The sequence below is a fragment of the Winogradskyella jejuensis genome (assembly GCF_900129745.1).
Lineage (GTDB): Bacteria > Bacteroidota > Bacteroidia > Flavobacteriales > Flavobacteriaceae > Winogradskyella > Winogradskyella jejuensis.
On record NZ_FQWS01000001.1, the window covers coordinates 1,476,028 to 1,488,595 of the forward strand.

14 protein-coding genes are annotated in these 12,568 nt (G+C 33.0%); 9 read left to right on the forward strand and 5 right to left on the reverse strand.

The annotated features are described in order from the left end of the window. Window positions 1–5: 5 nt before the first annotated feature. Window positions 6–674, forward strand: coding sequence for a response regulator (locus BUB95_RS06900; protein ID WP_073084631.1), 669 nt, complete (start codon window positions 6–8; stop codon window positions 672–674). Window positions 675–900: 226 nt separating this feature from the next. Here BUB95_RS06900 and BUB95_RS06905 read toward each other — a convergent pair whose 3' ends face one another. Next, complete coding sequence (locus tag BUB95_RS06905) at window positions 901–1,398, reverse strand: DUF456 domain-containing protein (protein ID WP_073084633.1); 498 nt, start codon at window positions 1,396–1,398, stop codon at window positions 901–903. Window positions 1,399–1,531: 133 nt separating this feature from the next. On the opposite strand from BUB95_RS06905, the gene BUB95_RS06910 reads away from it, so the two are divergent. From BUB95_RS06910 to BUB95_RS06925, 4 genes are all read left to right on the forward strand, one after another. After that, window positions 1,532–1,891 carry a BlaI/MecI/CopY family transcriptional regulator gene (locus BUB95_RS06910; RefSeq protein ID WP_073084636.1) on the forward strand — a complete coding sequence of 120 codons (360 nt, stop codon included), beginning with the start codon at window positions 1,532–1,534 and terminating at the stop codon, window positions 1,889–1,891. Window position 1,892: 1 nt separating this feature from the next. Beyond that, window positions 1,893–4,178 (forward strand): M56 family metallopeptidase, encoded by a 2,286-nt coding sequence (locus BUB95_RS06915; protein WP_073084638.1) that lies wholly within the window; start codon window positions 1,893–1,895, stop codon window positions 4,176–4,178. Then, window positions 4,179–5,312 (forward strand): tetratricopeptide repeat protein, encoded by a 1,134-nt coding sequence (locus tag BUB95_RS06920; RefSeq protein WP_073084640.1) that lies wholly within the window; start codon window positions 4,179–4,181, stop codon window positions 5,310–5,312. 74 nt (window positions 5,313–5,386) lie between these two features. Beyond that, a complete protein-coding gene (locus BUB95_RS06925; protein ID WP_073084643.1) occupies window positions 5,387–5,860 on the forward strand; it encodes a hypothetical protein in 474 nt (157 codons plus the stop codon). 6 nt (window positions 5,861–5,866) lie between these two features. Here the strand turns inward: BUB95_RS06925 and BUB95_RS06930 are convergent, their stop codons facing one another. Genes BUB95_RS06930 through BUB95_RS06945 form a run of 4 tightly spaced genes read right to left on the reverse strand, consistent with a single transcriptional unit; the run spans window position 5,867 to window position 9,662 of the window. Then, the gene (locus BUB95_RS06930; RefSeq protein WP_073084645.1) at window positions 5,867–6,607 is read right to left on the reverse strand and encodes a Bax inhibitor-1/YccA family protein; all 741 of its coding nucleotides are present in this window, start codon (window positions 6,605–6,607) and stop codon (window positions 5,867–5,869) included. Window positions 6,608–6,613: 6 nt separating this feature from the next. After that, window positions 6,614–7,495, reverse strand: a complete 882-nt coding sequence (locus BUB95_RS06935) for a hypothetical protein (RefSeq protein WP_073084647.1) — start codon at window positions 7,493–7,495, stop codon at window positions 6,614–6,616. A gap of 59 nt (window positions 7,496–7,554) precedes the next feature. Then, on the reverse strand, window positions 7,555–8,694 hold the full coding sequence (locus BUB95_RS06940) for a glycosyltransferase family 2 protein (protein WP_073084650.1): 1,140 nt from the start codon (window positions 8,692–8,694) through the stop codon (window positions 7,555–7,557). Beyond that, complete coding sequence (locus BUB95_RS06945; RefSeq protein WP_073084652.1) at window positions 8,694–9,662, reverse strand: lysylphosphatidylglycerol synthase domain-containing protein; 969 nt, start codon at window positions 9,660–9,662, stop codon at window positions 8,694–8,696. Before BUB95_RS06945 ends, BUB95_RS06940 begins: the two co-directional genes overlap by 1 nt. Before the next feature lie 28 nt (window positions 9,663–9,690). Between BUB95_RS06945 and BUB95_RS06950 the strand changes: the two genes are divergently transcribed. The 4 genes from BUB95_RS06950 to hemW are packed head-to-tail and all read left to right on the forward strand — an operon-like array spanning window position 9,691 to window position 12,566. Then, window positions 9,691–10,329, forward strand: coding sequence for an outer membrane beta-barrel protein (locus tag BUB95_RS06950; protein ID WP_073084655.1), 639 nt, complete (start codon window positions 9,691–9,693; stop codon window positions 10,327–10,329). Between the two features lie 3 nt (window positions 10,330–10,332). Beyond that, window positions 10,333–10,887, forward strand: a complete 555-nt coding sequence (gene ruvC, locus BUB95_RS06955; RefSeq protein ID WP_073084657.1) for a crossover junction endodeoxyribonuclease RuvC — start codon at window positions 10,333–10,335, stop codon at window positions 10,885–10,887. A 4-nt stretch (window positions 10,888–10,891) separates the two neighbouring features. Further along, window positions 10,892–11,353 (forward strand): hypothetical protein, encoded by a 462-nt coding sequence (locus tag BUB95_RS06960; RefSeq protein WP_073084660.1) that lies wholly within the window; start codon window positions 10,892–10,894, stop codon window positions 11,351–11,353. A gap of 34 nt (window positions 11,354–11,387) precedes the next feature. Beyond that, window positions 11,388–12,566: a radical SAM family heme chaperone HemW gene (hemW, locus tag BUB95_RS06965; protein ID WP_073085140.1), complete on the forward strand. Its 1,179-nt coding sequence runs from the start codon at window positions 11,388–11,390 to the stop codon at window positions 12,564–12,566. The last annotated feature ends 2 nt before the right edge of the window (window positions 12,567–12,568 follow it).

Sequence of the window (12,568 nt, forward strand, 5' to 3'; positions counted from 1 at the left end):
CAATAATGCAAAAACTCAAAATTTTAATGGTGGACGATCACCCTATAATTATAGAAGGGTATATGAACGTTCTCATGGCAACCAAAGCCGAAGACCAAGAGCTGTCTATAGATACGGCTAATAACTGTGATATGGCAGAAATTATGATTAATAGAGCAGCAAAGGATGTGCATTATGATCTTTGTTTTTTCGATATTAGTCTTCCACCATCTCAAGATGGTAAGTATACCTCAGGAGAAGATTTAGCAAAATTGGCTAAATCTATGTTGCCAGATTCCAAAATTATAATTCTTACCATGTTTAATGAGTCCTTTAGGATACACAATATCATAAGAGAGATTAATCCAGATGGCTTTTTAATAAAGAGTGATTTAACATCTATGGAATTGGCAGATGCATTTCAGCATATTCTAAAATCACCACCATACTACAGTAGTACAGTGCATAATTACGTAAAGCAGACTTTGACTAGCGAAATTTATGTAGATGATATAAACCGAAAAATATTGTACTTACTTTCTCAAGGGATTAAGACAAAAAGTCTCTTAGACCACATTTCGTTATCTATGAGCGCCATTGAAAAACGTAAGAAACAATTGAAGCTTCTATTTTCTGTTGAGGATGGAAAAGACGAAACTTTATTAGCAATGGCTAAGGAAAAAGGATTTATTTAAAAAAAAGTACGGTTTTTTACCTTCAAAAAAACACTCAGAAGTATTGTCATTAATGTAAACTACGGTTTTTCCGCATCAAGTCTACGGTTTTTCCGTAGCAAAAAGACAAAAAGCTTCTTTACATTTACACTGTCAACATGAATTAATTAATCCCTCTTAAACATTGTTGAATTAATAGCTTTAAAACCTAGTAGTGAATCGACCGATGATTAACTGCTAGGTTTTTTTATATCCAGCTTCCTGAGTGATGTATCACTTTGGATATAAAAAGACCTAAATACACCACAGCTATAATAAACTTCAAAAAGGTAGAGCTTACAAAGCCTATAAACGAACCAAAAGCAGCTTTAGTAGCTCTATTGACGTCATTTTTATGCATCAGCTCACCAATTAAAGCACCAACAAAAGGACCAATTACAATCCCGAAAGGTATAGGTGAAAAAAGCCCTACGACTAAACCCAGTGAAGTGCCTATCATCCCAGACTTACTTCCGCCAAAGCGTTTTGTGCCAGCTATGGGTATAATATAATCTAGTATAAAGATGATTAGTGCAATTATAAATGTTACGACTAGAAAAGCTGTACTTATGGTTACGCCATCCGCATAACTCAATACCAATAAGCCTAACCAACTAGTTAAAGGACCTGGTAGAACAGGTAAAAAACTACCAGCTAAACCTAATAGCATTAATAGTAGTCCACATATAATTAGAACAATTTCCATATATCTCATTCAAAAATTCACTAGATAGGACGCTGATTAGTGTTAAAAGTTACATTTTTAAAACTAAAAAATTAGTTAAAACTAAAATATTAGTTATATTAGCACCATTAATTCAACTAAGCACTTGGTTATAATGAAGCAATTAACAAAAGCAGAGGAAGAGATTATGCAAACGTTATGGCAATTAAAAAAAGCCAATGTAAAGTCTATTATAGACATGTTGCCAGAGCCAAAACCAGCATATAATACAGTATCTACAATTGTTAGAATTTTAGAATCTAAAGGATTTGTAGATTATGAGAAACAGGGAAAAGGACATGTTTACTTCCCAATCGTAGATAAAGAGGTTTATAGCAACCAGTCTATAAACAAGTTGGTAGATAATTATTTTCAAGGCTCTTTTAAAAGTATGGTATCGTTTTTTGTAAAAAAGAACGATGTCGATGTTAACGATATTGAAGCTCTACTCAAAGAAATTAATAAACCAGACTAATATGTTACATTATTTATTACAAATAGTAGCGTTTCAGGTTATATTTCTATTAGTTTACGATTTGTTTTTAAAACGCGAAACGTTTTTTAATTACAACAGAGTTTATTTGTTGGGTACGGCAATACTTTCTTTTGTGCTTCCTTTTATAAAGTTAGAAACCATGAAAGCTGTTGTTCCAGAAGAGTTTGTAGTAGTATTGCCAGAAGTTATTATTGGCAATATTAGTCAGCCGACAGATTTAGATACTCAAATAGCCTTGCAAACGGGTATTATCGTGGATGAACCTAGCATACCTGTCTGGCAAATTGTATTTTATTCAGGGGCGATTTTCGCAACACTACTTTTTCTTTTCAAATTTATGAAGTTGTATTGGTTAAAGTCTAACAATCCAAAACGATGGCGAGGTAATGTACTTATTGTAAAACTGCTCAAAAGTTCCGCTGCATTTTCATTTTTCAACACCATTTTTTTAGGCGAAAAACTTTCTGAAGACGAGCAGCCTACAATATTAAAACACGAGTTAGTACATGTTAAACAACTGCACAGTATCGATTTATTAGTCTTCGAGTTTATGCGAATTCTACTTTGGTTTAATCCATTAGTGTACATGTACCAAAATAGAATAAAGGCGTTACACGAATATATTGCAGATGACATTGCCGTAAAACAAAGCGGTAAGAAATCCTATTATCAAGATCTGCTTAATCAAGTTTTTGAAACAAATAATCTATCCTTTACAAACACATTTTTTAAATCATCATTAATCAAAAAACGAATAGCTATGTTACAAAAATCAAAATCAAAGCAAATAGCGTTGGTAAAATACACTTTGCTTATTCCAATAGTATTTGGGATGCTTATTTATACCTCTGCTGAGGTAAAAGCTCAGGAACCAGAAAGTAAAACGATTACAGAAGTTATTGAAGTACAAGAGATTTCAGAGAAAGAATTAATAGATAAGTATTACAAGCAAATGAAAGCTATTGAGAAATCAGATGGTATTTCAAAAGTTATGAATCTAATAAATTTTGACATTAGTAAATTTAGAATGTCTTTAGATGAATATGCTAGACTGAGTGCTTTGAATAGAGTTATGTTTATTGATAAAATTGAGAAAAAAATTCTAGAAAAAACAGCTACAAAAAGTGATAAAGAAGCATTAAAGCAGCTTAAGGATGATTATAAAACTTATGCTGAATATGTGGAAAGAACCAAAACAGAAGATTATGGGCGTAAGTGGGAGACTTTAAATGACGAAAGTACATTAAGACTTTATGTAAAAGATGCAAAAAATCTAGATGATGCCGAAAAAGAACGAATGGCAGAAAAAATAGAATTAATAAATAAAGACAGTTATTGGGATGAACTATTAATTTCTGACGGTAATCAAACACAACGAATGACATTTCACAAAGAAAATGATGAAGTCGTTTCTGTAGATAACGTAGTTAATAAACCTATAGTTACCGATGCTACTGAAACTGTTGAGGTACCTTATGCCATTGTAGAAAATATACCAACTTTTGAAGAGTGCAAGGACTTACCATCTAAAGACCGAAAAAAATGTACATCCAAAACCATAGCAAGTTTTGTAAATAAAAATTTTAATACAGATTTGGCAACTAAATTAGGTTTGGTGGGTAGACAACGCATTTCGGTATTCTTTAAAATAAATAAAGAAGGTGATGTCAGTTCTATTGCAGCAAGAGCACCACATCCAAGATTAGAAGAAGAAGCTAAACGTGTAATTGCCATGCTACCGCAATTTATTCCGGGAACACAAAAAGGAAAGCCTGTGGTTGTGCCGTACAGTTTGCCTATACTTTTCCAGGTAAATAATACTCCAATTAATCCGGCACTAAACCCAAATCCAGAAAAAAAAGTTTTAGACTATGACGATGTCGTAGGCAGTGGTGTTGCATACTCTGTTATAGACAAAGCACCTGTATCTATCGAATGCCAAAATCTTGAAAAAGCAGAGGAAAAAAAGAAGTGCACCAGCCAATCGGTTGCAAAGTTTGTGAACAAAAATTTTAATATGGATATAGCATCAAAGCTTGGATTAGTAGGTAGACAACGTATTAAAGTAGGTTTTAAAATAGGTACAGACGGTAAAGTGCATTCGGCTTTTGCAAGAGCAGTACATCCGCGATTAGAAGAAGAGGCAGTTCGAGTGGTTAATGATTTACCAGCATTTATTCCTGGAGAACAAGAAGGTCAAAAAGTAGATGTATTATATTCCTTGCCAATAATGTTTCAAGTTGCACCAAAAACCACGAAAAACTAAATGCTTAAAAGACTCACAATTCTAATTTTATTTATACAATTCAATGCCGAAGCTCAGTCTTCGGCATTACAGCTTGGAGACAGTTTGTATGCCAACGGTAACTATTCAAAAGCCATAAAGGCTTACAAGAAGCACACAAATCAAGTTGAAGTTTATGATAAAATAGCCAAAACATATCTCGCTATTGGCAATAATGGAAAAGCATTAGAAAATTATAAAAAAGGCGTTGAAGCCAATCCTAAAGACGCTCTTATTAAGTTTGAATACGCAAAGCTATTATCCCGCTCAAAAAAATATGTAGAAGCTTCAAATTTATTTGAAGAACTTATCTATGTCGATTATAAAAATCCGAACTATCACTATCAAAAAGGTGTAGTATTAGAAAAGTTAAAGGATTCTACATTTCTAAATCGTTACCTCTCGGCTTATCAGTTAGACCAAACACATCAGAAAGCCATTTTCAAAATTGCTAAGTATTATCTCATGAAACGTAAGCACCAAGCGTCCCATAAGTATATCGATAAAGGGTTAGAGAGTTATACCGAGAATCTTGAGTTAATAAGTCTTAAAGCACAAAATTACTATCATCAAGATTACATAAAAGAGGCTATTATCTGGTTTAATAAATTACTAGATTTAGGTGAAACCTCTGAGTTTATTCATGAAAAGCTGAGTATATGTTATGCTAAAAACTACGATTACGAGCAGGCCATTTTTCATCGAAAAAAAGTGCTAGACTACAATCCGTATGATGCAACCTCTATGTATGTTATAGGTACCTATTATGAAGAATTGAAAGACTATAAAAAGGCGGAAGAATATATAAGTAAATCATTAAAACTGCAAGACAAACCACTAAATGATGAATACGTTAAACTAGGTAGAATTTATAATTTTCAGAAAAAGTATGAAGCCGCTATTTCAGCTTTTCAAAAAGCTGTAAAAGAAGATTCGAAGGATATTTTTGCAAAATTTGCTATTGTTCGAACCAAGGATGAATATTATGCAGACAGAAAAGCAGTTATAAAACTCTACGAGGATTTTATAAAAAATCATAGTGACCACGTCTTAGCAAGATATGCAGAAGCACGACTAAAAGAGTTAAAAGAAGAGGTCTTTATGGATAAGAATTAATGTTAGTACTTTAAAACAGGCGGTCTAGCATGTTATTACTAAATATTGTACTTTTCGGTTTCACAATTTTATAAATGAAACGATTAGTTGTTTGTGTTTTTATTCTTCTAGTTTCTTGTGACTATTTTGAAAATAAAAAAGTCAAAACTGAAGATATTGTTTCGCAAGAGTTAGAAACTATAGATTGGAAATCGGTAGATGAGTATCCTAGCTTTACAGTTTGTGACTCTGTTTCAGAAAAGCAGGCTCGCAAGCAGTGTTTTGAAAGTACTATTTTAAATCACGTAAATGATTACCTCTCAAAGCAAAGTATTGTGGTCTCTCAAGATGTGGAAGACACTATAGCCATAAAACTTAAGATTGATAACCTTGGCGAAATTTCTATTCTAGATATTAAAACAAAGCCAGAAACTCAAGAAATTATTCCTGAAATTGACACCTTGTTAAGAGGGAGTATTGCGTCATTACCAAAAATATTTCCTGCAGTAAAAAGAAGCCAGAATGTAACAACAGAGTTTATTCTCCCTGTAGTTGTCTCAATTAAATAGTAGAATTTATCTAAACTTTATAGCAAACTTTTGAAGCAAGCGTAAGGCTTCAACATATAGCCATATTAATGTAGCTAAAAGTCCCCAAGTCGCTAACCATTCTTTTTGTTTTGGCGCACGATTTTTATAACGCTCTATATAATCAAAGTCTAGAAGTAGTGCAAAAGAGGCAACTAAAGCAGCAATAACATTAAAACCAATAGCCCACCAAGATATTCCCCAAATAAAACTTCTAATTCCAAAAAAACCAAGAATCCAAGAGACTAAATACACCACCATAATACTTACTGTGGCAGTAATAATAACACTTCTTACTTGTTTGGTCACGACTATAATTCGTGTTTGGTAGAGCAAAAGCATGACAAAAAATGTAATTATAGTTACGCCAATAGCTTGATAAGGTAATTCTGGAAAATGCTTATGCGCATAGGCCGAAAAACCACCAAGAAAAAACCCTTTGGCTATAATATAAAGCGGAACTAAAAACCCAGCCCATTGCGTCCTAAAAGAAATGATGATACTAATTATTGCTGCACCGAGCATACCTCCTAGTGTAAACCAACCTGTGTCCCATCCTTCGGTACTTAATTTCCAAATGTAGGTTGTAATAGCGGCAATGACTAAGATGCCCAAAAAGGATTTGATAAAAATGCCGAAAACGGTCATTTTTTTTGATGAATCTCGTCCATCGTCCCAGAAATAATCATTAAAAATAGGATTAGAGGTTCTAGAATTTCTAATACTCATTTGTTATTATAGCTTTAGTTTGTAACCTATCATAAAATCCATCGGGAAGTCATCTCTACTATCTAAACCAAGAGCATAAAAGCGGTCGTAAAGAAAAGTAATGTAGCCATTGTTAGAGACTTTAAAATCTGCTCCGATTCCAAAAATAAACGGAACTTCAAATTCGGTCTCGTTCCTCGGCTCTGTAGTAATAACATCACCGCCAATTACTGTCGTTACATCAATGGAAGAAAAGACTAATGATGCAAATCTAGTTTGTACAAAAAGATTGAATTTTTCTGTTCTAATTGGTCTTATACGATAGCCAAGAGAGAGTTCAGTGCTTTTATAATCTCCACTAGAACCGATTGTTTGTCTTAATTGTAATAATCCAGAATGTAACGGATTGTCCGTATTACCATATATTTCTAATTCTGATGCAATTTGCAGATGAGAGTCATTATCAGTCAATCCTTCCACCAGAGGGTGATTGGTTATACCAGCTAATAGACCTAACCTGAAATTAACTTTTAGGTTATTGTTTGTAACATTATAGTCTACGTTTACATTCTTGTTGTGAGAGTCAATGTAACGTTTTAAACTCCCAGTTGTGAGTTTCACTTTATCAACAGAAAGTGTACTCTTAGAAGCTTCTTTTTTTAATATCGCAATATAATCTCTTGTATAGTCACCGTCGTTTCCCTTTTCATTTTTAAGTTCAAAAAAGGTGTCGTCTTTTGTTCTTAAAAAATAGCGGTATTTACGATTGTTAATTGTGTAAAACAAATCAACATCACCTTCTACAACAGATGTGAGTTCAAGATTTTCGCCATTTATGGTGTAGGTGTTTTGCGCATATCCTAAAGAAATGCAAGCAAAAACTAAGCAGATAATAAGTATTTTTTTCATGGTTTAGTAGTTTTCAGTTTGGGACTTTTGTTAAAGCTACCAAAAATATCTGGAAATCTCTAGTTTTTAAAAGAGCGTCCTTTCCATTTGTATTTAGAAAACGGAAAGCGTAAAGCAATATATGCCGTCATAAACGGATGCAGTAAACTCACAAAAACATAAGATAGTAATACAGGTTCTTGTTTATAAAAACGCGCTGTTTTAAAAATGATAAGCAAGTCTATACCAAACTTAACAAGGAATAATAGTATTACTGTTTTTAAGGCTAAAAATGCTGTTAGGTATAAAGGAATTAATGCTACAATAATTAGGTTAGTCAGAAATATTAAGAGTCCTAAAAGTTTTGGAAACCATGAGGTATATCTGGTGGATTTTGAAACCCATCGTAATCTTTGTTGAATATAACTCGTTAAGTTTTCAGAAACTTTAGTTGAGACAATAGCTTTTTCAGATTTTAAAAAGTGAATCTCTTCTTTATACGTTTCTATTAATTTTTGAAGCAGAAACACATCATCTCCGCTAGCTGAGGACTCATTGCCTTTAAATCCATCAACAGTATCAAAAACTGATTTTTTATAAGTAAAATTTGCACCATTGCACATAAAGGGCTTTTTAATCCCAAAGCCACCAATAGTTGCGCCTTGTAAACTAAGTGTATCTATTGTTTGAAACCGATTAAAAAAAGAAGATAACCCTGAAAATTTTACAGGACCTGCTATTGCAACCGTGTTTTTGGTTTGAATAAACTCATCTAAAGTATCAAGCCAATATTTTGGTAAAATACAATCTGCATCGGTAGTAACAATCCAATTATGCTTTGCAATTTGTATGGCAGAGGTAATGGCATCTTTCTTTGGAGCGTTTGAAGTTCTAATATTTGAAACAACTCTAATATTGTCAGTTCGATTATTCCGACTTTTTCGTCGGAATGTATCGAGAACTGATTCCCAATCATCCTCAGATTCATCATCTACCAAAATGACTTCAAAATGCGAATTAGGATAATTCAATGCTTTAATTGAATTCAATAAATACGGTAAATTTTCAGCTTCATTCCTAAACGGAATCACTACCGAAAATTTAGTTTTAGGCTCTAAATCTTGCAGTTTAAAATCTTCAACTTTATCAAAACCATAATTCAGCCACCCTATTACTATGAGGTAGATGAAAACAATGATGAAACAAATAATTAATAGCATTAATCTTGAACTTTTGGGAGTCTAAAATTTAGGACAAAGTAACTTCCAAAAATACTTGGAAGCACAAAATTGAGTAACCACATTAATGTCGAAATTGAAAGTATGGTTAATTCGTCAATTCCTAAATAGCTAAACAGAAATACTGCAGCACTCGTTTTTATTAAAACATCAAATACAGCAAGTGATGGTACAATTGAACTTAAAAAATACATGCTACTAATAGCAATCATAGCGGTTTTGTAGTCAATGTTAACTCCAAAAATCTGCAACAAAAAATAAAACTGAAACGAGAAAATTGCATAACGAATCACAGATAAGATAAACGTTGTAGTGTGAATTCTTTGCGGAAGGTGTTTTACAAAATCTATAATTCGCTCTATAGAAAACCCTTTAATCTTAAATCTAGATTGTTGTAACCCAAATGCAGTAAATACACCCACAGCAATTATAATGAGAACTAGCCTTGAGGCTTTGTAAAACTTCAACTCCAAATCATAATTATTATAAAAGAGTATGAGCCCAATAATCCCAATTATGGTTGTTACTGCCATTTGATTAACGTTAGCAATAAGGTTGAGCAGTACAACCCGTTTTCTGTATTGTTTTGCAAAGTAAATGGCTTTGGCGCCATAATCGCCAATACGGTTTGGTGTAATTAATGATGCGGTTAAACCACCAAGGCTTTGTTCTAAGGCCTCAAAAAATGATATTTTCTTGATTGTTTCCACCAAATTTTTCCATTTTAAGACTTCAAAAAACCAATTAAAAACACTCAAAATCAGTAGAAAAAAGATGTTTTTGGCTGAAAAAACGTTGTTTTTGATTAAAAACGAAGTGAATTCTGTAAAATTAAGATTGTTGTTTTTTAGTAGTCTGTTATAGATGTAATAAGACGCGCCAACTATTATACTTAGTTTAATTATTGCAATAAAGAATTGCTTAGTTTTGTATGGAAGGCTTCCTAGCACAATACAAATTAAACCAAAATATTACACTATGCGTTTTAAGTTTGCAAAATACAGCTTAGCTCTACTCTTTTTATTAAGTTCTTTCAATGTGTTTGCGCAAAGAAAAGAAATTAGCACGTGGTCAGCTCAAATTTCTTTGGGGCTTAATTCGCCATCCAAAGGTGGATTTGTAGATGGTTTCTCAGCACAGACTTTAAATTTGCCTACTGTAAACTTAGGTGTTCAGCGTATGTTTAGCAGAACGCTTGGTGCAAAACTAGACTATGGGTTTAATCGTTTTAAGAGCGAAAGTGATAATCCTGAATTTAAAGTTAATTATAGTAGAATAAATGCACAATTGGTTTATAATCCTTCTGAGTCGCTGAACTTTCTGCCGCAGCCTATGCAACTAGTGGCTCACGCAGGACCTGGTTTTTCTATGGTAAAACCATTGGGTACTTTAGATGAAAATAAGCAGTCTTATCTCAATTTTAATTTAGGGTTTGAGGTGCATTATTCAATTAATAGAAAAGTGAATTTATTTACCGATATATCTTACATCTACGGTTTTACAAGTTTAGACGATTACAATCCGGAAATTAATGGATTAGGAGCGTTTAACGGAAGTGTTTTTAATGTGTCTTTTGGAGTGTCAATTGCTTTGAGTGGCTGTTATTATTGCGAATAATTTATGGCGACAGAAAAAATAATTTTAGGGATTGACCCAGGAACAACCATAATGGGTTTTGGACTCATAAAAGTGGTTGGAAAGAAGATGGAGTTTTTACAGCTCAATGAATTACAACTTAAAAAATACGACGACCATTATCTTAAGTTAAAACTCATTTTTGAACGCACGGTAGAACTTATTGATACGCATCACCCAGATGAAATTGCTATTGAAGCACCTTTCTTTGGAAAGAATGTGCAAAGTATGCTAAAACTTGGTCGTGCTCAAGGTGTAGCGATGGCCGCGGGTTTGTCTCGTGAGGTGCCAATTACTGAATATTCACCTAAAAAAATTAAAATGGCCATTACGGGTAATGGTAATGCGACTAAAGAGCAAGTTGCAAAAATGCTTCAGAGTTTACTAAACTTAAAAGAGTTGCCAAAAAATCTCGATTCTACAGATGGTTTAGCAGCTGCGGTTTGCCATTTTTATAACCAAGGTCGTGTTCAAATAGGAAAAAGTTATACGGGTTGGTCGAGTTTTGTAAAGCAGAATGAAGGACGAGTTAAGAAGTAAATAAATGTCTAAGAAGTCGTCTATTCTGCTCTATTTAATTTTGATAGTTGGGGTCTTTATACTCTATAAATTTATAATTTCAGAGAGATTCAATATTTTAAGAAATGGTGAAAAAGTAAAAGTCTTAGTTACAAAATTTCCAGATTGTGATTATCACGGCAGACATGATAGTGAGTTTTTAAGATTTACATTCGAAGGAAATAAATGTTCAAAAAGATTAAAATTGAAATATTGTAAAATTCTTCATGAGAAATACTTTAGAAAAGGAATTCGTCAAATTGAGATTCTAACTGATGAAGAACACAAGAGTTTCGTTCTGCCTTTTGAAGATTTAAAATATAATTATTACGCTTTTATTTTAATTGAGATAATTTTTTCAATTTGTCTTTTAAAAGCTATTCTAAAAAAACAGAGTAATGACATTGAAGAAGATTCTTCTCAGATTTTAGAACAATCAGATGAATAATTTGGATTCTAAGAAAAGTAGGCAAAGCAAAAGTATGAGTTCCTCTCCTTCGGAGAGGTTAGGAGAGGCTGTAGAGTTAGATGAAGCAGTTGGCATCTACATCCATATCCCATTCTGCAAGCAAGCCTGTCATTATTGCGATTTTCATTTTTCGACATCTCTTAAAAAGAGAGATGATATGGTCAAGGCTTTAGCTAAGGAAATTGAATTGCGTAAAGATGAATTTAAAAATGAGGTAGTTGAAACCATTTATTTTGGTGGCGGTACACCATCTGTATTGACGATTGATGAGTTAAGATTTTTGATTGAGAGTGTATACAAGAATTACAACACTTCCGATAACCCAGAGATTACTTTAGAAGCTAATCCAGATGATTTGTCTAAAGATAAAATAATTGAACTTTCAGAAAGTCCTATTAATCGATTAAGCATTGGTATTCAATCTTTTTTTGAAGACGACTTGAAGCTTATGAATCGCGCCCACAACGCCGAAGAATCAAAAGCATGCTTGTCTGTGGCGACTCGCCACTTCGATAACATTTCGGTAGATTTGATTTATGGCATTCAAAATTCAACTAACGAAAAATGGCTTCAAAATATAGAAACAGCATTAAGTTTCGGCATACCACATATCAGTAGTTATGCATTAACGGTTGAGCCTAAAACTGCATTAGCATCGTTTATAGAAAAAGGTATAATTGATGATGTGGATGATGAGTTGGCGCATGCGCAATTCAATATTTTAAAAGACAAATTAGAGACTAAAGGCTTTGTGCATTACGAGTTGTCAAATTTTGGTAAGGAAGGCTATTTTAGTAAAAACAATACAGCCTATTGGCAAGGTAAACCGTACATAGGCATTGGTCCTTCGGCACATTCGTTTAATGGTAGCCAACGCGGTTGGAATATTAGAAACAATAGCAAATACATTAAGTCAATCGAAGAAGGTATTTTACCAATTGAGATTGAAAATTTAACCAAAACAGACCGTTATAACGAGTATGTAATGACAGGTCTTAGAACCATGTTTGGAGTCTCCATCGAGAAAGTCGAAACTGAATTTGGTGAAAGCTACAAAGATCATCTTTTGAAATATGCTGAAATTTTTATTCAACAACAATTGTTGTATATTGAAAATAATCATTTAAAAACCACGAAAAAAGGTATGTTTTTAAGCGATGGAATTTCTTCTGAATTATTTAAACTGAATTAATC